This is a genomic window from Haliscomenobacter sp. (genome assembly GCF_965225875.1).
In the GTDB taxonomy this organism is placed as follows: Bacteria; Bacteroidota; Bacteroidia; order Chitinophagales; family Saprospiraceae; genus Haliscomenobacter.
Window position 1 is genome coordinate 1,118,452 of sequence record NZ_CBDDBS010000002.1, and the last position, 25,245, is coordinate 1,143,696.

14 protein-coding genes are annotated in these 25,245 nt (G+C 47.5%); 7 read left to right on the forward strand and 7 right to left on the reverse strand.

Annotated elements, in window-relative coordinates; translation table 11 throughout:
• Positions 1 to 41: 41 nt before the first annotated feature.
• The 4 genes from ACO08K_RS07310 (at position 42) to ACO08K_RS07325 (ending at position 13,012) form a co-directional block, all read left to right on the forward strand.
• A complete protein-coding gene (locus tag ACO08K_RS07310) occupies positions 42 to 5,777 on the forward strand; it encodes a T9SS type A sorting domain-containing protein (RefSeq protein ID WP_421795733.1) in 5,736 nt (1,911 codons plus the stop codon).
• Between the two features lie 308 nt (positions 5,778 to 6,085).
• The gene (locus tag ACO08K_RS07315) at positions 6,086 to 10,426 is read left to right on the forward strand and encodes an alpha/beta fold hydrolase (protein ID WP_421795735.1); all 4,341 of its coding nucleotides are present in this window, start codon (positions 6,086 to 6,088) and stop codon (positions 10,424 to 10,426) included.
• A gap of 67 nt (positions 10,427 to 10,493) precedes the next feature.
• Positions 10,494 to 11,906: a serine hydrolase domain-containing protein gene (locus tag ACO08K_RS07320; protein ID WP_421795736.1), complete on the forward strand. Its 1,413-nt coding sequence runs from the start codon at positions 10,494 to 10,496 to the stop codon at positions 11,904 to 11,906.
• Between the two features lie 80 nt (positions 11,907 to 11,986).
• The gene (locus ACO08K_RS07325) at positions 11,987 to 13,012 is read left to right on the forward strand and encodes a DUF2278 family protein (RefSeq protein ID WP_421795737.1); all 1,026 of its coding nucleotides are present in this window, start codon (positions 11,987 to 11,989) and stop codon (positions 13,010 to 13,012) included.
• Here the strand turns inward: ACO08K_RS07325 and fdhD are convergent.
• From fdhD to ACO08K_RS07360, 7 genes are all read right to left on the reverse strand, one after another.
• Positions 13,002 to 13,904, reverse strand: a complete 903-nt coding sequence (fdhD, locus tag ACO08K_RS07330; protein WP_421795738.1) for a formate dehydrogenase accessory sulfurtransferase FdhD — start codon at positions 13,902 to 13,904, stop codon at positions 13,002 to 13,004. The two genes, ACO08K_RS07325 and fdhD, sit on opposite strands and share 11 nt — an antisense overlap.
• Positions 13,867 to 14,307, reverse strand: a complete 441-nt coding sequence (locus tag ACO08K_RS07335) for a DUF4112 domain-containing protein (RefSeq protein WP_421795739.1) — start codon at positions 14,305 to 14,307, stop codon at positions 13,867 to 13,869. Before ACO08K_RS07335 ends, fdhD begins: the two co-directional genes overlap by 38 nt.
• 11 nt (positions 14,308 to 14,318) lie before the next feature.
• The gene (locus ACO08K_RS07340) at positions 14,319 to 15,047 is read right to left on the reverse strand and encodes a metallophosphoesterase (RefSeq protein ID WP_421795740.1); all 729 of its coding nucleotides are present in this window, start codon (positions 15,045 to 15,047) and stop codon (positions 14,319 to 14,321) included.
• Positions 15,048 to 15,319: 272 nt separating this feature from the next.
• Positions 15,320 to 16,645, reverse strand: a complete 1,326-nt coding sequence (locus ACO08K_RS07345; RefSeq protein ID WP_421795741.1) for a carcinine hydrolase/isopenicillin-N N-acyltransferase family protein — start codon at positions 16,643 to 16,645, stop codon at positions 15,320 to 15,322.
• A 188-nt stretch (positions 16,646 to 16,833) separates the two neighbouring features.
• On the reverse strand, positions 16,834 to 18,513 hold the full coding sequence (locus tag ACO08K_RS07350) for an RICIN domain-containing protein (protein ID WP_421795742.1): 1,680 nt from the start codon (positions 18,511 to 18,513) through the stop codon (positions 16,834 to 16,836).
• 72 nt (positions 18,514 to 18,585) lie between these two features.
• Positions 18,586 to 19,353, reverse strand: a complete 768-nt coding sequence (locus tag ACO08K_RS07355) for a sugar transferase (RefSeq protein WP_421795743.1) — start codon at positions 19,351 to 19,353, stop codon at positions 18,586 to 18,588.
• A gap of 21 nt (positions 19,354 to 19,374) precedes the next feature.
• Entirely contained in the window at positions 19,375 to 19,749 is a 375-nt protein-coding gene (locus tag ACO08K_RS07360) for a response regulator transcription factor (RefSeq protein WP_421795744.1), read from the reverse strand.
• 257 nt (positions 19,750 to 20,006) lie between these two features.
• On the opposite strand from ACO08K_RS07360, the gene ACO08K_RS07365 reads away from it, so the two are divergent.
• Genes ACO08K_RS07365 through ACO08K_RS07375 form a run of 3 tightly spaced genes read left to right on the forward strand, consistent with a single transcriptional unit; the run spans position 20,007 to position 25,226 of the window.
• Positions 20,007 to 21,905, forward strand: a complete 1,899-nt coding sequence (locus ACO08K_RS07365; protein WP_421795745.1) for an acyltransferase family protein — start codon at positions 20,007 to 20,009, stop codon at positions 21,903 to 21,905.
• The gene (locus tag ACO08K_RS07370; protein ID WP_421795746.1) at positions 21,902 to 24,016 is read left to right on the forward strand and encodes a GumC family protein; all 2,115 of its coding nucleotides are present in this window, start codon (positions 21,902 to 21,904) and stop codon (positions 24,014 to 24,016) included. Before ACO08K_RS07365 ends, ACO08K_RS07370 begins: the two co-directional genes overlap by 4 nt.
• A 40-nt stretch (positions 24,017 to 24,056) precedes the next feature.
• Entirely contained in the window at positions 24,057 to 25,226 is a 1,170-nt protein-coding gene (locus tag ACO08K_RS07375) for a glycosyltransferase (protein ID WP_421795747.1), read from the forward strand.
• Positions 25,227 to 25,245 lie beyond the last annotated feature (19 nt).

Consider the following 25,245-nt stretch of genomic DNA (forward strand, 5'->3'; position numbering starts at 1 on the left):
ATCATTGATTTACACTAAGGAAAATACACAATTGCTATCCAATGAAGCATTATTTTTACTTATGGGTGCTGTTTTGCCTTTCTTTCATTTCCAGCAGGCTGGCAGCACAATCTCCCGAAAACTGTGGTGATGGTACCAAAATCGCTTTGGCTGGTGGTGGTACTGAAGCCTTTACTTGCGCTAGTGACGGCAAGCCTGACCGGCTTGTTTTTAAAACGGGCACTTTTTATTTGCCCTATGTCCTGTTGGTAACCGATGAGCAGGACAAGATTATCGACATTTCCCCGGTGCCCAACATCGACTTTGAAAAATATGGCCCCGGCAATTACCGGGTTTGGGCGCTGTACTACAAGGGGCAACTCCTGGCTCGTCCAGGTATGAATGCAAAAACCGATAGTTTGGCCAATTACTGTTTTGGCCTCACTGATGATTTTGTGCGAGTAGTGCATTTTATTCCGGATGGAGGAGTGCTCTCTTTCAGCAACAGCGAATCACCCCATTACATTTGTGCCAATGAAAACACCGATGAGGTATTGCGCTTGAAACCAGGCAGCGATAGCCCGGTGTACCGTTATATTCTTGCCGATGCCAAGAACAAGGTCATCGAGGTATTTAAAGAGCCCAGCATTTCCCTCAAAAGTTTGCCGCTGGGTGTTTTCCGTGTTTTTGGTTTGTCTTATGGTGGCAGTTTAAATCCTTCCGTTGGCGAAGATGTGCTCAGTTTTGTATTTTCCAATAGTTGTTTTGATTTGTCTGACAATTATTTATCCGTAATCAAAACCAACCCTGATGGTGCCCGGGTAACCCTGTCTGATGGTGCAACCCGTACCTTTGTGTGTGGCAATTTACCCGATGTATCCAGCCGAGACCTAAAAACGACCACGGAATCGCCAGCCTTGTATGCCTATCTGCTGACCGACGCTCAAAATATCATCTTACAGGTATTGCCCAACCCCAAGGTGGACTTTAAAGGACTGCCCACTGGGGAGTACCGCATCTGGGGTTTGAGCTATATTGGCAAATTGACTGCAGAAGTTGGCAAACCCGCTACGGGTAAACTCAGTACGGCATGTTCGGATTTGTCTGAAAATTTTATCCGGGCAACCGTTTATCTCCTGGACGCGGGGAAAATCAGCCTGATTGGCAATGATACCACCAGTACCATTTGTATCAACGATCCTGCCGCTACTTTCCGCACTTTTGGCTTGACGAGCAATGGTTCAGAAAAGCAACATTTTATCGTTACAGACCTGAACAACCGCATCCTAGCACTTTCCGCTAACCAAAGCATCAATTTCCGCAACATCAGTGGAGAGTACAATCGGGTTTGGGGAGCTACCTACATTGGTACCATTCAAGCTAAAATTGGGGATGCCCTTTTTGCAGTTCCCTTTGCGGATAGCTGTTATTCCATCACGACAAAGCCCGTTGAAATTCGCAAGCGCAATCCCGACGGAGGCCTATTGCAGTTTAGTGACGGCAGTACTGCTCAATTGTTGTGCTTCACCTCGGGTGTACCACAAACCAAAATCATCTCCAGTACCGGTGCTGGCGGTGACAACTACGTTTACCTCATCACTGACCGTCAAAACAATGTAATCAGCCTTTTTCCCAACAATGGGCAATACAATTTAGCTGACCTGCCAGCGGGCGAGTACCGCGTATATGGTTTGTCCTATACCGGTAAAATCTCTTTCTCGGCGGGTGCCAATATTCGCACAGGGCGGTTTTCGGACCAGTGTTTTGATTTTTCACAAAACTTCATCACGTTTACCAAGTTCATCAACGATGGTGGACGGATTCAATTTGCTGATGGGGGTACGCGTAAAGTGTTGTGTGGGGTGAGCAAGGATAGCACTTTGATGATCACTACCTCTACCCTACTGGTTCAAAACTACGTTTATTTGCTTACCGATACCCTCAATCGCATCATCTCCATTTCCACCAGCAATCAGGTGCGTATGTTGGGTGAACTTGAAGGGTATTTCCGCATCTGGGGGCTTGGTTTTTCTGGTGAACTGTTGGCCAAGGAAGGCGATCGTTTATCCTCAGCTGAACTCAGCAGTCAATGCTGGGATTTGTCCGATACTTTTGTACAAGTGATCAAACGTACGGTAGCAGCTGGTGCCTTAAGCCTCAACAATCCAAGCAACGCATTGATTTGTTTTGGTCAAAACGCCCCCGAAAGTATTGGCCTACAAATCGCTCCTGCATTTAAAGGAGATCGTTTTGCGCTGATAATTACCGATACTTTGCAGCGCATTGTAGCCATTAGTGACGGGCAAAGTTTCCGCCCTTCGAAGAGTTTCCCGATGAATTTCCGGGTGTACGGCGTGGCATATACTGGCCGACTCAGCGCAACGATTGGCAGCAACATCGCCAGCATCAGCAGTAACGAGTGTTTTGACCTCAGCGATAATTTCGTACGTTTCCGCTGGAATGAGGTCGATGGAGGGCAGGTTTCCCTGAGTACAGGGGCAACTTCCCGCCTGGTTTGTATCGATGCAACAGCCGATCAGATGTCCTTCCGCACTACTGGTACTGCCGCTTCTTCTACCTACCGCTATCTGTTGACCGACGATCAAAATCGCCTTTTGTTGGTATTGTTGGGCAACAGCATCGACCTCAACGCGGGTCAGCCGGGTAAATGCCGCATCTGGGGCCTTTCTTACTCCGGTAGTTTATTGCTCAAAGCAGGTGATGTCATCACTGGGCTTAGTGCTTCAGACGCCTGTTTTGATTTGTCAGACAATTTTATCTCCATCACCAAAGAACAAGTCAAAGGTGGTGTGGTAGCCTTCAGTTCAGGCAGTTCACCCAAGTTTGTTTGCCGGGCGGGCAAACCCGACACCTTACGCTGGACGCGCAGGGATGCATTAGGCAGTCAACTGGTGTATCTGGTCACCGACGCCTTGGGCAACATCTTGCGCGTTACCAATCAAACCAGTTTGATTTTTGACGAAATACCCCGGGATACTGCTCGCATTTACAGCATGGCTTATACGGGTACACTGACCGCGGCAATAGGTCAAAACATTACCCGAAGCTCCCTTTCTGATGCCTGCTTCAACTTGTCCAATGCGATTACAGCCATCAAAACCAATCTACAGGGTGGTTTGGTACGCCTGAGCAATGGGCGAACCGAAAACCTACAATGCCCCTCAACTGGCTCCACCTCTACCTTGCGCTTTCAGCGGGTGGGTAGTTTGGGAGACAAATTTGTATACCTCGTCACCAATGATGCCAATAAAATCATTGCAGCAACTTCCCAGGACAGTTTCAATTTTGGCAACCTTCCGGGTGGCACTTACCGGGTCTGGGGCTTGGCTTATGGCGGGCAATTGTTGGCCAAAGCAGGTCAGGACATCTTTAACGACGTTTTAGCTGACGATTGTTCGGGGCTGTCCTTCAATTCCATCACGGTCAATCGCCAAATCCCCCTGGGTGGGCAACTCAGCCTCTTGAGTGGTGGAAGCAAAGCCTACGTTTGCTCGAGCAATCGCCAAAAAGACACCATCGAGTGGCGCCTTCAGGGCAACCAGGAAGGGGCCATCGCTTATTTGATTACCGATACCGCCAATACCATTCGAGCCATTACCAGAGAAAGTGCCACTGCCCTGGATTCCTTGCCCATTGGGAATTACCGCATTTGGGCTTTGGTATACAACGGTAATTTGTTGGCAGAGATTGGTCAAAAAGCGGATCAGGTAGAACTGGCATCTTCCTGCTTTTCCATGTCGAGTAACTATTTGGAAATTGCTAAAATCACCCCCGAAGGAGGTCGCATCGAAGCCAGTGGTGTGGGGACCAACATCTGCTCTGGCGACGGCACTGCCGATGTAGCTACGATCACCCGCATTGGCACCAACAATGCACCAAAACTGCTTTTGGTAACCGACGACCAGGATCGCCTCATCTCCATTTTGCCCGATACCAACAAAATTGACTTTGAAAAACTGAGTGGTTCTAAAATCCGGGTTTATGGCCTGGCTTATACTGGTAATATTGTCATTAAAACGGGCTCTTCTGTGCGCGATTCCGCCATCACCGACGATTGTTATGACTTGAGTGACAATTTTGTGGCCGTACAAAAATCCTTTGTGGATGGTGCCCGGGTTTCTACTACTGCCCAGGGAGACTCCATTTACATTTGTTCAAATGACGGGATAGCAGACCCATATACCTTTAGCAACAATTCCAGCGCTACGGAGGTGGGTTATCGTTACGTCATCACCAACTCCAGCAATTTGGTGCTGAGCATCATCAATGGAAATAGCCTTAATCTGGACATTCGAGGATTGCGCGATTTCAGGGTTTACGGGGTTTCTTTCTCGGGGAACTTTACTCTGACAACCAACCGCGTTTTACAAAACACGCCTATTTCGGACGGCTGTTACAATATTTCTGACAACTTCCTTTCTGTTTTCTTGGATACTCCCGATGGGGGCCGCATCAGCGCTACCAACGATTCCACCAATCTGCGCTTCTGCCCGGGTAAAGATGGGATGACCCTGCGGATGAAAACTACCAGTCGCTCCAGGGCTGGGTTTGTCTACATCCTGACCAGTCCCGATACCCTGATTCGTCAGATTGTTCGTGCGGACCGCATCGACTTGACCAGTGAACCCATTGGGAATTACCTGGTTTTTGGCCTTTCCTACACGGGCCAGACCAAGTTCAAGTTGGGGCAAAAGCTGAATTTGAAAGACTCTCTCTCCACCAGCTGTTACGATTTGGCCGACAATGTCGTCCGAGTCTACCGAGGCGGAGAAGTAGACGGGGGCAGGATCAGCACACTGGATGGCGCCAGCACCTATTACGTATGCCCAGGGGATGGATTGCCAGATGCAATTCCAGTTTTCCCACCGGATGTACTGGTGGGTGATGATTACCGGATTGTCATTACGGATGATCGCAACCGGGTTTTATTCCCGGATATTGAGTCCATTCTGATTGATTTCGAACGTTCTCCAGCGGGTACTTATCGCGTTTGGGGAGTTGCACATACGGGTGATTTCAGGGTGCAGTTTGGGCAAGATCTGCTCAACTCTGCGCTCAGTACCGATTGTTACGACTTGTCGGAAAACTTTATTACCGTTGTGGTTCAAGTGCCTAAGGGTGGAACCATCAGCACTTCGAACGGGGCGACCGAATTGAGCATTACCCGTGGCGACAACAAGGCTGATGTGGTTCGTTTTGTACGCAAAGACGCCGCTCCATTGCCACCATACCGCTTCATTGTAACGAATGCTCAAAACATCATCCGCAGTATTTTACCAGCGGATAGCCTCAACTTTGACACTTTACCCGCGGGTACATTCCGGGTATGGGGACTTTCACACAGTGGTCTTTTACTGGCCAAAGCTGGTGACAACCTGGATTCAGTAGCCCTGGCGGACAACTGCTTTGATTTGTCTGACAATTTTGTTCGGCTTACCCTCAGCAATGCATTGGGTGCACCGACAGATCCTGAATTGCAGGCAAATGAGCCTTTGAAGCGGGCTGTGGCTCAGCCTGAGTTGCAGGTATACCTTTACCCCAACCCAAGTCAGCTTGACTTGAATATTCAGTTTGAAAACAGCAGTACAAGCGCTTCTCGTGCGGCAGTGCGGATTTTGCATCCAACTGGCGCGGTAATCCGCCAACTGACTTTGGACGCCGTTCCTGGCAAAAATCAAACTTCATTGAATGTGCAGGAAATGCCAGTGGGATGGTATTTGTTGGAAGTGGAGTTGAATGGGGCAAGGAAACTGGTGAAGTGGGCGAAGATTGATTAAATTTAATTTATTGCGTGCGGAATCTATGTGTATTTACCCACATTCCGCACGCAATTATTTTTGTACTTATAACAGGGTATCCCGATAAAATAAAGCGATTTGTCCCGGCTTCACTTTTAACCTTAAGGAATTCGATAAGGTGGGGAGCTAGACAGCCTTTAAGTAATGGGAGATTCAGCTACGTGTATCTGATCAAATTCATTTTCCGGCCAAATTCAACCAAAAACCTACCCGATTCTACCACTTACCTATTCTGGGCCGTGCGACCTCTTTTTACAGCTTAGCTTTGCAGCAGAATAAATACCTGTATGGAAGCTACTAATACCTCCCCCGAAAACAAGCAACAACTCAATTCGTGTATCCTACTGGGAGAAGGATCTTTGCCTGTATACTGCATGCAATTGCTCCAAGAACGAGGTTGTGTCATCAAGGCTATAGTTTCAACCGAAAAACAAATATTACAAGCTGCGGCTCAGCACCAAATTCCTTGTTTTGCTGCGCCAGGCTTGGTTCCAAATCTTGAAGTAGAATTTATCTTTAGCATCAACAATCCCTATATTCTCAAGCCTGAATTCATCCAAAGGGCTACGCGAATGGCCATCAATTACCATGATTCTCCATTGCCAAAGTATGCCGGATTGTACGCTACCAATCAAGCGATTTTGCATGGAGAAACCTCACATGGCATCAGTTGGCACGAATTGACTACCACCATTGATGGAGGAGCTATTTTGGCCTCAAAAACTGTAGAAGTAGGACCTAATGATACCGCATATGCACTCAACATCAAATGTTATGAAGCGGCCATGGAGGCATTCCGGGAGGCACTGCCCGGGTGGTTGAGCAATACGTTTGAGAAGCTACCCCAAGCTGATCAGGGAGGGTCTTATTATGGTCAAGCTGATCGCCCTTTTCATTTGGGCGTGATTAATTGGGCTGAATCCCCAACTACTGCACAGCAATTGATCCACGCTTGTGCGATGGAATCGCATTTGGAAAACCCCTTTTTGCTGGCTTCTTTTGTCAAAGACGAACAAGTTTATTACATCAAAGAAGCTTATACCGCACCAGCTACTTCCAGTACAATGCCAGGTTTGGTCCGGCAAATGGGAAACTATACCACTGTTGACCTTGATGGCGGATTTCTGGTTATCGAAAAAATTATTGCTGCTGACGGCCACGAACCTTCCGTTCAAGAGGTGCTGAAACGTGGCGAGCAACTGGTATTGCCCGCTACACCATGGTTTGAGACAGCCAATGGGATTTTTCAAAAAACAGCCAAATACGAGAATTTCTGGAAAAATGAACTGCAAAATGCAGAGCTAGCGGAATGGACCAACCATCAACTGGGCGCTAACTTGTCCGACTATGCGGGGCTTATTGAGGGCGGTGCTGAGTTGTTGCCCCATATTGTTACTTTCCTCCAGCGCATTACTGGAAAATTAAAAACGACTTTCGCCTACGTTCCTGCAGGAATACCTGCGGATCAACATTTGTTTTCAAAGTGGGTGCCGCTCACCACGGAGTTGGAGGCCAACGACAGCATCGAAAATGCCCTTGGCGGCATTGCCCAAAAAATCAAAAGAGTACAAAACGCAATTACTTATCGTTCAGATCTGATGTTGCGGTATCCAACTTTGGCCATTTTGTGTGGAAAGCAACCACAGATATACATTGTGGAGGCGGGTGCAGATGTATCGTTTTTACCCGATTCTTCACTAGTTGTACAGTTGGCTCCCACTGGAGTTTCTGTAACAGGGCTGAGTGCGGGGGCCTTCCACGCCTTGGAATACTTCATCCAATCGGCAACAAAAAACAAGGGTGAAATATGGACAACATTGCCTTTGATGTCTGCTAAAAACGAGCAAGCCTGGCTCGAAGTACTCAATCAGCCAACTCATTCCCTGCCTCAAACTTCTTTGGATCCACTTTTCCGAATTTTTGAAGTGGCTGAAATGTACCCGCAGCATACGGCCATAGTTGATCAAGGCCAAAAAATTTCTTACCAACAACTGAGCCGGGATGTAAAAACTACGGCAGCCTGGTTGAATACAAATGGCATTGGTGAAGGCCATGTTTTGATGGTCGAAGTAGCACGTACTTATGACTATTTCAAAACTTTTTTGGCGGGCCTTTTTGTCGGTGCTACCATTGTGCCGCTGGATTTTAAATTGCCAGAAGAGCGGATCAAGCTGATCTGTGGCAGAGCCAATCCCAATGCCATCGTCTTCATTACTGAGCGCGACTTCCCGTTTGAAGATTTGAAGGTATTGCGTACTCAAAATATAAAAAATATTGAGCAGACCCCAGCGTTGAAACCATACCCTGATGCCGGTGCTTATATTCTGTTCACCAGTGGTTCTAGCGGCTTACCCAAAGGAGTGGGTATCAATCGCAAGTCGCTGACAACTTTTGTAGATGCCGCTCTGGGGCTATACAACATGAGCGCTCAGGACAAGGTCATTCAATTCGCTCATCTGGCTTTTGATGCCTCTATCGAGGAAACATTTATGGCCTTGTGTTCTGGTGCAGCTTTGTACCTGCGTGAGGAGTCCTGGTTGTTGCCGGATCAGTTGGCGAAAGTAATTGTTGAGGAAGGCATCACCGTATTGGACTTACCAACCGCTTATTGGCGGCAATGGCTCATGAGCGATGCCTACCCTCTGGCCAATGTTTCTCAATCATTGCGCCTGACGATTATTGGTGGAGAAGCCATGTACAAAGAAGATTGGGCTGCCTGGAGCCACTCCAATCCGGGGCATCGCTTGATCAACAGCTACGGGCCAACGGAATGTACCGTAATTGCTTTGGCTGAGGAGATCAAAGCCTCAAAAAAACCTGCCGACCGAGTTGCCATTGGAAAACCATTGCCAGGATATTCGATTCGAATTGTTGATCAGTGGGGATCAACTCTCCCGCAAGGATTGGCGGGAATTTTACACATTATGGGAGATGCGGTGTCTTTTGGATATGTGGGGGCAGACCCTACCGACAAAGCCCATGCCTCGTTTATGAATCACATTGATCACCAAGGACGTACCATTAGAAGCCATTCTACAGGTGACACTGTAGTAGCGGCAACTGATGGTACAGTCTATTACCTCGGTCGCTTTGACCGCCAGGTGAAAATTCGTGGGTTCCGGATTGGACTGGATGAAATCAGTAGTCAGATCAAATGTATTGAAGGCGTATCCGACGCAGTAGTACAAGTTGTGCATGCTTCCAACGGGACGCCCAGCCTGGCTGCCTTCGTTTTGGCTGAAGACGCTGAATGCAATTCAAGTACAATTCGGGAAAAACTGAGTACTCAAGTACCTGACTATATGGTGCCTGAAACCATCCTGATGATCGCCGAAATTCCACTGACCTCAAATGGTAAAGTAGATGGCCGAAAATTGGAAAGTTTACTGGCGCAAACCAGAACAAACCGGGTGGAGGTGCTTCAATTGCCAGAGGGTCCGGTTGAATGCTATTTGCATGAGCTTTGGTGCAAATTGTTCAAAATAGACAACATTAGTGTAGAAGATGATTTTTTTGAATTGGGTGGGCATTCGCTATTGGCGGTGCAACTCGTGGCCAACCTCAAAAAAGAATTCAACATTGAATTTCCCCTTGCTTCGCTGATCACTCACCCTACCATCCGAAAATTAGCAGAATTGGTGAACAGCAGAACAGTAGAGCACTTGTGGAATGTGATGGTTCCAATTAGAACGAAGGGCAGTTTAGACCCCATTTTTTTGATTCATGGGGCTGGTTTGAATGTATTGATGTTTCAATCATTGGCGCGCTACCTCAATCCTGATCGCCCTATTTATGCCTTACAGGCCAGGAAAATTGGAACGAACCAGAGCTACAATTGTACCATCCCCGACATCGCTGCCGATTACCTACAGGAAATCAAAAAAATTCAACCCAATGGGCCTTATCATTTGTTGGGGTATTCTATTGGTGGTTTTATTGTTTTTGAAATGACCAAGCAACTGGAAGCCAATCAGGAGAAGGTAGCTTTCGCAGGTTTGGTTGACTCGGCAGCCGCTTTTGCCCAGGCATCAAAAAAATGGTCTCAACGTATGGTTGAAGCAGTGCTTACGCCTATTTCCAAGTTGACTTTTGCCGTAAGAGCTTTTTTAAAGGAAGAACGGCTTGAACGCCAGCGGTTCCTAATACAGAAAAAAAACAATCTACTGGTGAACCTTTATTCAACTTTGTCAAAATTTAAATTGGTAAAACTTCCTTCCGAGGAGACCAATAGCAATCAGGAAAGAGGATCTTACACCGTGAGCGCATCCACCATCGCGATGACCAGAGCACTCGAGCAATACAAACTTGAACCCATTGAAACCCGAATTGACTTGTTTAAAGCCCAAAAAGCAAGTTTCTACATCCGCGATCGGAAGCATTACGGTTGGGATCCCTACCTTAAAAATGGAATAAATGCACATGTGGTTCCCGGGGATCACAATCACATTTTTGTGTCGCCCAACGACCAGGTCTTTGCTGAAGTATTGGAGGCCCGCCTGAATGAAATTTTGTGCGCAGAACTTCAAGTATCAAAGCATGAAAAGCATCACCCCCCGGTAGAAATCATTGACTACTGCTGCAATAACGCATTGCAGCCAGCCATTGCTGATTTATGGGCGCCGATTTGAGAATAAACTTAAAATACTACCTTTACATAGTGCGCACTAAGGATTCGTCCTATGTAACCAGGTAACCATGAAACATTACATCTGTTTATTATCGGTACTGATTTTTTTGGGCAGCCCAGCCTCAGCCCAGCATCACCGCTGGATCGCCCCCTACGTCCCTCAAATCGATTCCCTGTTTACCACTTACCAACAAGGCAGCAACCCTGGCCTGGCCGTCGGCGTGTTAAAAGGAGGCCAGTTGATGTTTTCCAAAGGCTATGGCTTGGCCAACTTGGAACACGGACTACCTTTTACCCCCAACACCATATCCGACATCGGCTCCCTGGCCAAACAAATCACCTGTTTTGCGATCGTACTTTTGGCGCAACGCCAACAATTAAACCTGGATGACAACATCCAGAAATACCTACCCGAAGTGCCCGATTTTGGCCAGCCCATCACCATTCGGCACTTGGTGCACCATACCAGCGGCCTGCGCGAAATTTATGGCATGCTGGAATTGGTAGGCTGGAGACAAGGCGATGCAGTACGCCAGGAAGAGGCGCTCAATTTGGTGCAACACAGCCAGGAACTCAATTTCCCACCTGGCAGTCGGTACAGTTATTGCAATACGGCCTATATGTTACTGGCGGAAATCATCCAAAAAGCCAGCGGAAAAAAATTTGAAGACTGGATGCGGGAAGAAATTTTTCGCCCATTGGGTATGAACGATACCTACGTCATGGACGTGCAGGGAGAGTTGTTTCCCCATACCGCCGATTCTTACATGATGAGTGATCAAAATGTATGGATCAAACTGTACGACAACAGTACCGTCGTTGGAGCAGGAGGTATCTACACTACCCTACCCGATCTGGCCCGTTGGTGCAACAATTACCGCGATGGCAAAGTAGGTGGCAGACAAGCGATTCAACAAATGTTCCAACGCGGGGTACTCAGCAATGGAGATAGCCTGAACTATGCCTTTGGACTGGAAACCCTGCCCTACCGTGGCTTGCGCCGCATCCAACACACCGGCGCGAGTGCAGGTTACCGCGCCGCTTTGTTGTATTTTCCTCAACAGGATTTAGCCATTTTTGTCAAAAGTAACTTTGCCAACTTCAATAGCCAGCTTACCTGTGAACGCATCGCCGATATCCTTTTGGCCGAGAGTTTTACCGAGCCTGCACCCAGTTTGGCCCTGCTGAATCGTTCGGCATCCAAAGGTTTACCTAGCCCTCCTGGCCCATTGCAGGACTATGCCGGGCAGTATTATTGTCCGGAGCTAGCTACTACGTATACTTTTCAAATTGAAGGAGATAGCCTGGTTGGAGTGCATCGCTACAATGGCAAATTTCCCATTCAACACGTGGATGAGGATCGCTTTAGTGGGCCGTCTTTTATGAGTACCCTGCGTTTTGAGCGGGATACCAATGGGACGATCCAGGGTTTGCGGGTTTCCAATGGTCGGGTACTCAATTTGTGGATGAAAAAACAATAAAAAATGATTTGCTTATATGGTATGCTGACAACTCAGCGTTACCATAAAAAACGTTATTTTTTAAACTAAACTCAACACAAATGCCTTTAAAAGCGTACGGCGTATTGGTTGGCAAAATTGTCGGCAAACGCAAAGCTGTAAGCAGCAATCCACACTTCCAGATCAAAGTAGAAGGGGAAAACGGGGTGTTTTACCGCATCGCCGTAAATGTCAAATCAAAAGTAGCCCCTTCGGAAGTGAAATACTTTTTACAGGACAATTTCCAACACGAATTGGTCCAGAAGATCAAATTAGCCAATCTACAACCAGGCTTTCATAAATTGACCAAAGCGCCCAATGGTTTAGCGCTGGACTACATCCGTTACAACCTCTTCCGCCTGGAAGATTTGGTGCCCCTACCTTTTGAAGTAGATGGACCGAACAATGACCTAAACGATCACCTCGATTTTTTTGTCACCAAAGCCAAAGAGGATGACCAAGCCATCATCTATGCATTTGGCGAGCCCTGGGGGCCTGAAACAGCGAAGGACAAGGTATTTGGATTTCTCCCCGGCCGAGGTATCCACGACATCCACATGAACCAGGGCAGTGAAGGTGACTTTGCGCCCACCAACGGGATTTGGCAGGACGGTGGGATGTTGATCTATTTCCCTGCGACGGATAAGTGGTTGGCCTTTTTTACTGCATTCCAATCTCAATCCTTCCAAACCGACGACAATGGCTATGCCATCGTTGGTGGCACTGGGCCTGGCACGGGCACTCCGCCTCCCCCCAGCACTACCGCTGTAAGAATCGTTGCCGCAATGGTCAATCCAGCAGGGGATGATGCGGGTAAAGAGGCCGTGTACATCATCAATCTTTCGCCCAATGCCATTCCTTTAAAAGGCTGGTCAATCATTGACAAGTTGGGAAAAAAAGAGGTGCTGGCTGACAGCTTGGTGCTGGCTGCGCATAGTGTACTGACCATTCGTTTGTCTGGAAAAGGTGCCCAATTGGGCAACAGTGGTGGGACGATTACCCTGCAAGACCAGTTGAATCAAAAAATGGATGGGGTGGCCTATACTCAGGAACAGGCCAAACAGCAGAATTATTTACTCAATTTTTAAGTTGGATACGCTCCCCTCCAGTGTATATGTTGAAGCCGCCATCGCGCAAAAAGCCGACTAAAGTCAGGTCGTGCGCTTCGGCTAATTCGACAGCTAAACTGGAGGGGGCACCTACTCCCGCCATGATCGGGATGCCCGCCATGATGGCTTTTTGCACCAGCTCAAAGCCAGCCCGACCGCTGACTAGCAATACATTATCGTTAAGCGGGAATTCTTTTTTTTGCAGCGCTGCTCCAATTACCTTATCCAGCGCGTTGTGTCGACCCACATCTTCACGCAGGTACAACAAATCACCATTGCTGGAAAACAATCCAGCAGCGTGAATTCCTCCAGTCTGATTGAATAGCGATTGTTGTGGTATTAATGCTTCAGGTAAACGCAACAAGGTTTCCGGATATATGATGGGTTGATGGGCGGGTAGTAAAAAAGCCGACTGATTTTGGACCATCTCCAAACTGGCTTTGCCGCATATGCCACAACTGGAGCTGGTGTAAAAATGACGTTGCAATCGGGCTACGTCAAATTGTGCTGCGGGGTGGAGCTCTACCAAAATGCTGTTTTCTTGTGCCTCAGGACTGAGTTGTGCCCCTGGGTAACGCATTTGCAGGACATCCTTCCTACCTTGAATCAATCCTTCGGTGAATAAAAAACCGTACACCAAATCGAAATCTGCCCCGGGTGTTCGCATCGTTACAGCTAAACTCATTTGCTGGCGTTGGCCAAGGGGGCCATAGGCCAGCTTGATTTCAAGGGGTTCTTCGCTAGCCAAATGGTCATTTTGGGTGGCAAAAAAATTGTGACGATATTTAATGATTGTCCTTTCTCGCGTGGGTGTTTGGTACATTCTTTTCCTTTTATGAAAAAATCCACCACAGCAGCTTACCAACCACATAAATGGACAAAAAAAGCATCAACAGCAAAGCTCCCAGGATCAAAAAGATGACCCACCAGGCGCTGCCACCGTGTTTGCCTTGTGCGTAGTGCTCTTTCATCAATTGTACATTGCGGTAGTTCGCTTTGTACCGAATGTCAAAAAGGTCACCCAGCAAAGGTACTGAACCTACTACCCCATCGAGCAGAATATTGCCCACCATTTTTACCCCCAGCATCCCGCTAGCCCCTTTGCGCACCAAAACGACCACCAGAACGCCCGAAACCAAAAAGGTGAACAAATCACCAACATAAGGAACCAAGCCAATCACAGCATCCATTCCAAAACGAATGCGGGTGAAAGGAATCCGAAAGCGGTTGTCCAAAAAATCGGCCAACCTATCCAAAAATTGTAAATCGTCCATAACTGTTGTGGCTAAAGGTAATGTACCGAGCTGATGGTTAAATCCGGCTGAATGGAGATCTCCCGAAAAGCAATGCGGTAATGGTCCACTTTAAAATCTTCGGCATTGGAATCGATCTGAAAAAAACAAGAGGGGGTAAGGTGCACCAGGAGGTTTTTCCAACGCACGGTACGTTCCACATGGTAATGCCCACAAAATATGTCGATATTGCCCGGATAAGCACAAAGGATATTTTGCAGCGGCTCTAGGTCATCCAAAGGATGGTTGTTGTCCATAAAAGGAGTGCCCGCCAATAAAGGTGGATGATGGATAAACAAAATGATATCTCCTTGAAATTGTTGAAGTTGCTGTTGCAACCACTCCAATTGTGGTGTTTCCACTTTAGAGGTTGAGGTATCCATAAAGAGGATTGGTCGATCGCCCCAGTTGCGACTGAAGTACAAGCCATCTGTGTGGTAATCTGCTTGTCGCTGAAAAGCCTGGGTTAACAATTGAGCGTCATCGTGATTGCCCCCAATGACTTCATAAGGGATGTGCAGCTGATCCACCCATTCTTTGACCCAGGTATAAATTGCCAGGTCTCCCTGGTCGTAGCACAGGTCTCCTGACAATACCAGATAATCCGGTCGGCGCTCTTGCACGGCGGCAATGATGCGTCGAAAATTTTCCCTTACATCTACAAAGTAAGTGTCTTCTCCTTCCTGTCCGATGTGCAGATCGGTAATTTGAATAACTCTCATAGCCTGGGTTGTGCACCTGAGTTGGTCAGGCACTTGGTGTATCTACTACCACACTGCTGGACATTTTGCTCGGAGGACATCAATTGCCCCAGGCTTCAGCCTGGGGGCCTTGCACCTTCCTTGGATTTGGGCTTTAGCCCCACTTGAAAATTAAGGCCGTGGCTAAAGCCCAATCAGAGCGGGGAACCCAATCCACGCGCTAAAGCACGTGGCCATTGATGTCCTCCGAGCAAAATGTCTAGTAGTCTGATCTACTCCGCAAAATAAAAATTTTACCGTAAATCCACCTTACGATCATTGATGTATTGAAACAAGGCGTACAAGGAGGCTCGAGAACGGACTGGGAGCTGTTGTAGTTCTGATTTCTGCCAAGTGTCATTCAGCCAATTCTGGTACTGCTGCAAGGCCTGTGCTGAGTAATCATCCAGATCTTGCGTAGCTTGATGGCTTAACTTGCCAGCCACATTTTGTACCCATTCCGCTTGCATTCCTTGTAAATCAGTAACGATCAATTGACGGCCTCTAGCATAATTGAGGGCAATTTTTCGGTGCAAACGTTCGGCTTGCCACCATAGGGATTCATCGGGTTTGCTACCCGGTTGGGGCCAATCGGGTGCAAGCAGCGTTTTCCCGCCAAAAAAGAAGGGCAGATAGACCGAAAGGCAGGGCATCGAGGTGCCAGTTAGCCATACAATTGGGGTGCTACCATCCAATGGCAATTCAAAAACCATCGATCCGGTGGTTTGGCTGGGATTGGTCGGTCCGGTGGAATGCATACAGACATTGCCGGTACCTCCGTGGGAGGGGTCGTATTCGTTTTCGGGCTCGTCGCCGTGTTGACGAAGGATTTGCATGGCGCTAAGTGAGTCCAGGCCTGGATTGTTTTGGATGGCCTGGGTGGAATAGTTCCTCCGCAGCTTACATTTGCTCATGCGGGTATAAAACCAATCGGAATAAGCCTTGGCAAAAGAAAAGGGTGCTCCTTTTTTGCTCCAGCCCCGTGCTTTCGCGTAATCTTCCGCCTGTGGGCTGATGCGGTCATAGCCTCCATCCAGAGTAAGCCCATTGGAAATGGCATAGTGGCCTTGAATTTTTTTGGCTACCCAATGGGACCCAGCGGTTTCAAATACCCAGGCAGTGTGGCGATCGGCGATCAGAAAACTATTGTGGTAAAAAAACCGGCGATTGCGGTAGCCCCCACAGGCATCTTGGCCGTAGTCGGCCAGCAGTTGAATCATCAATTCCAGGGCTGCATCGGCAGAAGTACAACGTTCGAGCGCTAGTCGCAGCATGTCCATTCCGGTCAATCCCTGATTTTTCTTTTGGAAACTGATCTTTGTGAATACGGCTTCATTGCCAATGACCAGGCCGTGTTCGTTGGCACCCATTTCTGCACCCCACATCTGGAAAGGTTTGGACAAAATGACCTCATGGGTGAGGGCAGCCTGAGGGATTTCAATGTAAGTGCATTGGAGTGTTTTTTCGGTAGGTTCTCGGCGGGGAAAACGAACTATGGCTTGGGCTTCATTCGGTTCACGGTCGGAGTTTTTGCCAAAAATGAGTTTGTTGGAAGTTATTTTGACGAAGGTATCACACATAGAATAGGTTGTATGGCTGGTTGAAAATAAGCGCTACATTATGCAGCAAATGGGTTGTATGGACAAAACTGCTATACAACCCATACTAAGTGCCCGGTCATTATGGCCGGGCACTTTTCTTAATTAACCACACCTTGCTCAAAAGAGTTTGCTGAACCTCCTTTCATTCCGAATCAATACCTGAATACTTATCGAACCATTCGCATGACCTTTTGATAAATCTCCCCCTGATCAAAACATTGAAGTTCCAATAAATAAACCCCATGTGTAAGCGGCGGAAAGGAAAATTGGAAGGTACTTTGGGCCTTTACCTGAGGATACTTTTCCTGACTCAACAATTGCCCACCTAAGGTGTACAGTTTTACATTTACACTGCCAGAATGCCCCTCGGTCAAGCTGAAATTTACTTTATTGGCGTACTGTAAGGGGTTGGGAAACACCTTCCAAATGTTTGGTTGTTCCACGATTTCCTTTACCGCTACCAGCGTGCTACTGGTATCCTGAGGGGGGCCCAATGGATCGCTACCGGGGATGATGTACCAGCGTTGTGCATCGTTGCCGATATAGGTCTGCAAACTGACATCCGTTCCATTCAGGTTACCCTCCAGGTATAAATTGCTTTTGTGGTTTTTGAAATAAAATGTGCTGTCTCCAGCTTGTTCGATTACCCAATTTTGAGCTGAGGTACCATTCACCCTGAATTGCCAAATTTTTGTACCCGGAATGATTCCTCCACCAAAGGCGTCAAGGGCCAAATTGCTGTGTTTGGCCAGAATGTTCCATAAATTTTCGGGTGTTTTTTTGAAATAAAAGGTCTGGTGGGGGGCTTCCTTATTGGCGTTTTGTTGCAAAAAAACACCAGCACCCAAGGCTCCGCCAGTGATCTCCAAAACCCTCCCGGTCGCTTTGTTGCGGATGTAACTAGCCTTATCTGGAATTTGAAATAAGTTGGTAGTTACCCCGGCACAGGCATTCAGCTGGATAGAAGTCATCCTGGCTACACCTTTGCCAATCCATTGTTTGTGTGCTGCGTCCCAATTGCCTTTATAACCACCCTGAATATTGCCCGCTACATTGCATGCAAAAACCGAACTGTAATTGAATAAGTCATCGTTGCTCAAATTCATTGCCTTGGAAACGCTGAAATAGCCCAACCAGGAATATTGCTTCAAGCAGGTCAAATCTTTACTGGCCTGCTCGGCCAGATCACCTACCAAAAGGTGATCATTGTGGTCCCCGGGATTGTACACACTATTGGTTTCGGGAATATTCAGGGTGGCGTAGCTATACCCCGATGTTTCAGCAATTATGATGCGTTGAATCGTCTTTACCAAATCAGTCCAACCTTGATACGTAGCAGAACTGTCCACCGCAGTAATTTTGGAAATATCCCCATCCCGCAAACGTTTGAGGGATTGATTCCCAGTGCCTGTATACCCATTGCCATCGCCATTGCCTTCGGGTAAACGCAGGTAATAACTTTTGGTATGCTTGTACTGCACCTGAAAAATCTGGTGCGCATTGGCGTATACATATTTGGCAGATTCACTACGATCTGGTGCCGAGGCGATGTCGGCCAGAAATTTTATCGAAAGCCGGGAGCCATTGTCTCGGGCTTGATAATATGGAATAGTCCCAGTTCCTCCTTTACCCAGTCCCGCATCACCTGCAGTAAGGGTAATAAAAACCGTTTTTTGCTTGGCATTCGTGACATCAGCAAAGGCGTTTTTCACCATAAACAACTGCCAATCATCCTGATGTGCTACGATGTAGAATGCAACCGATTCTTGTGCAAAGGCCGATTGGGCAAGAAGAAAAAGGGTAAGGCACCAACTTGGGCGCAAAAAACGGGTATATGGAGTTGACATTGTGTCGAAAATTTATTGTTCAAGAGATGAATGGTTTAAGTAGGGGCTAGTGCGCATAAGTTTCACCACTACTTAGACCTGTACTTTTTGAATAGCGGCAGGTAAAGTGCGCCAAAGGATCCACAAGTCCATCCAAAGGCTATAGCGATTTGCGTATTCGATATCCAGCTTTTTACGCCCATCTTCGCTTACCCCAGCTTTTCCACGTTCGGTTACCTGCCACAGGCCAGTGATTCCGGCAGGCGCAGCAAAACGAGCTACCCAATCATCCTGGGTCAATTTCTCAGCTTCATACAAGGGTAAAGGGCGATTGCCAACCAAAGACATGTCTCCAAGCAAAACATTAAACAATTGAGGCAGCTCGTCAATGCTGGTATTGCGGATGAAATGCCCAATGCGGGTAATGCGCGGATCATTCTCTATTTTGACAAAAGTATTGCCTTCTTTCTGTGCCTTTTGGTGCAAAAAGGCCTCTTCGCCTATAAAGCCATCATCCTGAAGCAGCAGGATGTGGTCTTCGTAGTTCACCTCAGCCGTTTTTTTAGCTGGTTGTGGCTGCTCATACTGATTCAAGTGTTTTAATCCTTTCAACAATTGATCAGCATTAGGGCGCATGGAACGAAATTTGTAAAAATCAAAGGCGCGATAGCCTTGGCCAACCCTTTTGGCGCGATAGATAATCGGGCCTGGCGATTCTAGTTTGATCAAGATTGCAATGATCAAAAACAAGGGCGACAAGAGGAGGATCAGGATACTGGCCGCCAGGACATCTATGCAACGTTTCCAAAAAGGAATGGCATAGCTGGGGTGGCCGATTAAGTAATTGAGTGAAAATTGCATGGCTGGATAAATGAAAATTTATTAAACGTGAATAGGTACTTGGCGCGCAATGCGCAGGCTTAATTCCCTTGGGTGAAAAGGTTTAAGTACAAAATCCGCAGCGCCTGCTTCCAGACATTTGATGCGATCCTCTACGGATTCAGAAGCGGAAAGTACAATACAAGGGATGTGCGCAAAATTCGGGGTTGATTTCAGTTGACTCAACCATTCTAAGCCGCTTAGGCCCGGAAGTTTTAAGTCCATGATAATCACATCAGGTTGGAGCCCTGCTTCCATACGGATCTGGGCCTCCTCAGCAGTTTCCGCTGTAAACACCCTAAATTCTGCACTCAAGATGCGGCCTAAGAACGTGCGCATCATTTCATTGTCTTCTACCAATAGTATGTTCGATTCCATAAATAAAGTTTTGAGACTGCAAAAGTAGAGTGAGCCGACAGGAAACGGTATTTAAAATAGGGCAAGCGGCTGGTTTCGACGGTTCTTGGTGAATTTGTTCGATGAATGGCATTTAAGCCAATGGAAAGACTAAGCTCAGCCTGCTTTACCAAAAACCGCCAAAAAAAGCCATTGACCGACTAAAAAAATAGCTTAACCGAAGAGCGAGGAGTTGGAATGCACACTGCCTATACATTTGCAGCGTAAATCAGTACATTATGAAATTGTTTCTCCGCCCTCAGGGTAATTATAGTACCGCATTCAATCTAAATATACTCCCTTTACTTAGGCGCCCCCTAAGCAATGGGGCCTATATCGCGGAATTAGACGGTTTGAGATTCATCGCCATACTCGCTGTAGTCGTGCAGCATTTGAGCGAAAGGCTTACCCGTATCCAGAGCAGCGATGTCCAAGCGGAGTGGATGCATTCTACCTTACATTATGCAGTCTCTCGGGGCAGCATCGGGGTGCTGTTGTTTTTTGCGATCAGTGGTTTTATTTTAAGCCTACCTTTTTGGAATGGTAAATCAATCAGTTATACCACTTACCTCAAAAATCGCTTGTTGCGCATCGAGCCACCCTATTTGATCTGGATGAGCTTATTTGCGTTGTTACTATGGTTGAGTGGCCGGATCACGGATGGCCTGGGCCAACATTGGCTGGCCAGTATCGCTTATGTCCACACGCTGAGTTATAGCGAATTTTCCATCATCAATCCAGTTGCCTGGTCTTTGGAGATTGAAATCCAATTCTACTTGCTGGCACCCTGGATTGTTTTGTTGTTGAAAAAATACTTTCCCGCCAGGTTCCGCTCCTTACTCTTGCCTTTACTCATTGTGTTGTACACCTTGCTGATGCAGGTGATGGGTTGGCAGCAGGGCTTGCTGAAATTTACCTTACTCGGGCAATTGCCTTATTTTATGGTAGGGATTTGGATGGCAGACCTTTATCAACAAGGGAAGCTCAAATTTTCAGTTGGCGATAGGACTCTCCTTTGGGTGGCCTTAGGCTGGTTGGTCATGATGTACAGTTGGTCAGAAGACCTGGGACTCACTTTGATTTTTTTATTGGCTTTAAGCGCCTTTTTTGCCTTGGCGTTTCAGCCCTCATCCTTTCAGCGCCTATTGCGCCGCCCCTGGATAGCGGGCATTGGAGGCATGTGTTACAGCATTTATCTGATCCACTTGGCAGCCTTGGAAGGGTTAAGCAATTGGAGTAAAGGTTGGTTATCGATCCATAGTTATGGTGTATCCATGCTAGTGCACGGAGTGTTGTGGTTGGTACCCATTTTTTTGTTCAGCGTGTTGGCCTATTTGCTGCTTGAAAAGCCCTTTATGGGGCGCGAATGGCCTTCGCAGCTGAAGAACTGGCTGCAGCAATCGCGGCAATTGATGATTAGGACAAGTATTACAGTGTTTATAGGGGGAACTTTTTTTTCGGGGATTCAAGCAAGCGCACAAGCCGACACCATTCGGTGGAAGGGGAAGGCGCTTGCTCCTCTTTCAGTTTTGATCGAAAGGGCCCAACAAAATTCCAATGCTTTAAAAGCCAATGATCGCGAGGTCGAAATCCTGGCTTTAGATCGTGACATTACCAAGCGCCAGTGGATGCAACATGTTTCGGTGGTGGCAGGAGTAGACGCTGGCAACGGCAACTACGTTAGCACGAATACCGAAGCATTTACCGCCATCAATAGTTCTTTAAACCGCAAGGCCGTCCAGTTTGCAGTAGGGGTAAATGTTCAATTGCCGTTGAGTTCGGTGAGCAACCGAAAAGCAGAAATACAAAAACGTAGCCTGATGATGGAGAAGGAACTGCTGTTAAAAGCGGAACAAGGCCAAATGATTCGGGCGGAAGTCATCAACAGGTATACCCGGTTCAAGGAAGCCGTCCAATTGCTCGATTTGCAAGCAGGCGTCAATGAAGCCAGCTCGATCAAACTTACCGCAGCTGAAAAATACTTCAAAGAGGCTCAATTGAGTGTAGAGGATTTTAGCCAAGCGATGGAACTGCATTTTCAAAACAAAATGGAACTGGAAAGAAAGAAGTCAACGGTTGAAAATGCGTTGCTGCTGTTGGAAAACATTGTTGGAACCTCAATATATGACCTACTATGAGCTTACTAGATTTTTTAAGAATCGTCTCGCGCAATTGGTATTGGTTGTTGCTTTCAGCGCTGGCCCTGGCCGTTTTGACCTGGAGCAGCCTCAAAAAGCAAGCGCCTCAATACTCCTCTCATAGCATCATCAATACAGGTTTGGTGTCCAACTATACCATCGAAAGCAATGAGGGAGCTAGCATCGACTATGCATTTACCAATAACGAATTGCAAAACATCATCAACGTCGCAACTTCGTATCAAACGATGGAAGAATTAGGCCTGCGTTTGTTGGCCAAAGTGTTGGATAAGCGCAGTGGAAAAGGGATGTTGTTGCCCGAAAACCGCCAAGACCTGGAGGAAAAGCTGGGAGCAAAAGTGTTGGCAAAACTTCGTAGCAAGGATCCCGAACTGCTCCAACTTAGCCTGACACACCTCCGCGATCGCAGCCGCCACGGTCGCGTATATCAATTGCTTTACTCCGACCATCCTTTGTTTGGGATTGAGCAACTTCAAACCATCATGGTGGAACGGTATGGCAATAGCGACATGTTGAAAATCAGCTACCGAACATCCGACCCTGGGATTTGTCAGCTCACGCTAAAATTGCTGGCAGAAATCATCATGGAAACACAGCTCTCCCTGAAAAAAGGGCAGTCTGGAGATGTACTGGCTTTTTTTGACGAAGCTACTCGAAAATCCGCAGCAGAACTTCGTGCAGCAGAAGATGAGTTATTAGGGTTCAAGGTCCGCAATAAAGTCATCAATTATTACGAGCAAACCCGCTTCATCTCTGGCAAAAAAGAAGACTTTGACGAGATGTATTACAAGGAAATGATGAACCTAGCCTCAGCGGATTCGACCATCCAAAAGTTGGAAGGACAGCTGCGGCAAAGGGTGAACCTGCCCCGCTTGAACCAAACCATTATGGATCAGCGCAAGACTTTAACCGAGTTGAGCACCAAGATCAGTACGATGGAGATCATGCCCGATAGCCTGGAAGATTTTTCAACCAATGACCTGCGCAAGCTCAAACGGCAAGCTGAAAAAGTAAGAGAAAACATCCGCAACACCGTAGATGAAACCTGGATGAATACCCATATGCCAGAGGGTTTACCCGTCCGAGACGTGTTGAATCAATGGTTGAACAGTGTACTCAAGCAAGAAGAATCCACGGCACGGATGCAGGTCATTCGTCAGCGTCAAGCCGAGTTTGTCCACATTTACGATCAATACGCCCCCTGGGGGTCTACCATTCGCCGGATGGAACGGCAAATTGATGTCAATGAACGCGCCTATCTCGAAAATTTACATAGCTTCAACCAAGCTCGTTTGCACCAGATCAACATGATGATGAGCTCCAACCTCAAGGTGATCGACGAACCTGTGTTTCCCAAAAAACCAGAACCTAGCAAAAAAATGATGTTTGTGGTCATGGCCTTTTTAGCCGGTTTGTTTATCCCATTGGGGCTATTTATTGCCATGTTCCTGCTCGATCAATCCCTCAACTCGGTGGTGAGGGCGGAAGAAAAAACTGGCTTACAACTGGCCTCAGCGCTTCCTTTTGTTGACAAGTTTAAAATTGGCCCTAAGGCAAGGGTCGACTTTCAGGCCATCAACGACAAGGCAATGCAACAATTGATCCACACGCTAAAAATGAGCAACCAAGGCCAACAAAGCCCAATTGTTGCCTTTTTATCCAATCGCAGCGGGGAAGGAAAGAGTTGGCTCATCACCCGCCTGGCTGCTTATCTGGAACAGAAAGGGCAGAAAGTACACCTGATCAAAGCTAGTGATTGGGTCACTAAAAGAGAGCAAATTCAGCAAGGCCTGCAGGAACAGCCCGCCTGGGTTTTGGTTGAATTCCCCGCCTTGCTGGAGCAATCGGAACACTTGCCTTACTTGAATGAAATGCACAGCTCAGTGTACATCGCGTATGCCCGCAAAGTTTGGTCAAAAGCAGATGAACGCGCTTTGAATCGCATCAAGGATTGTGCAGATAAGCCCGCACATTTGTTTTTGAATGCGCTGGATTTGGATCACATGGAAGACGTCATTGGTGAAGTGCCCAAACGCAGAAACATGCCTCGCCGTTGGTTGAAAAGAATGGTAACCCTGCAATATTCCTAAAAAAACAAGTACTCATTTTGCCCCACCACTACGCCAAGTCATGAACGAAACTACAAGCTCAAAACCGCTACTCTGCTTGGCCCTGCCCGCTTGGGCTGGCAACTACACCAAGTCGACCGTAGAGTTGATGAAAGCCATGTCGGAACACCGGTCGGTATTGTACATCGACTATACGTACACCTGGAAAGATGTGCTGATGGGGTTTCTGGGCAAAAAGCCAGGGTTGCCCCTATGGCGGGTACTTGGGTTAAAATCCCGGGTCCGTGAGGTAAGTGCCCAGCTGCACGTTTGGAGTTTGCCGCCCTTGTTGCCCATCAACGGACTGCCACCAGGGCTTGCATTCCAGGTAGTTCACCGCATCAATAGCTTTTTGGTCCAGTCCAGTATTACCAAGGCGATTCGAATCTGGAATGGTGCCGATTTTGTAGCCATCAATGCTTGCCAGGCGCTGTACAACCGCGCACTCCAAAACTTACCCGCCAACAAAAACATTTATTACTGCTACGATGAAATCGCCGCAGCCCAATGGACGGATCGCCATGCTGCCCGCTACGAAAAAGAAGCCATTCAAGGGGCTGATGCCCTGGTTTGTTCGGGCAGCCAATTGCTGGCGCAAAAACGGCAAAATGGCCAGCCTGCCCTGCAAATTCCCAATGGGGTTGACCCTCTGTTTTTGCAAACCCAAAGAACGGATCAGCCCCAAGCCAGGCCAATTGTTGGTTACGTGGGTAGCCTCGACGAACGGATTGATCTGGATTTGTTGGAAACAGTAATTCGGGCTTTGCCGGAGTACGATTTTTCATTTACTGGCCGCCTCCAACAGCCTCACATCCAACAGCGGCTTGCTGCACATCCAAATGTTCAATTCCACCCTCCCCTAGCCTATCGTGCATTGCCAGAGCGGATGAAGGATTTTTCAGTGGGTATTATTCCTTTTTTACGCAACAACCTCACTGCCGGGATTTACCCCATGAAAGTGAATGAATACCTGGCCTTGGGCTTACCCGTGGTCAGCACCGGCTTTGGGGATATGCATCAACTTCAGCCTTGGGCTATAGTGGCCGATCAGGCCGATGCATTTGTCCATGCCCTGCGTACAGAACTATCCAATGACCATCCAGATAAACAGCGCCAAAGGCGCGCATTTGCTGCCCAACAAACCTGGCAAGCCCGTGCCATGCAGCTCAATGAACTGATTGAAAAGCTGTAGATTTTTACTCCCCATTGAG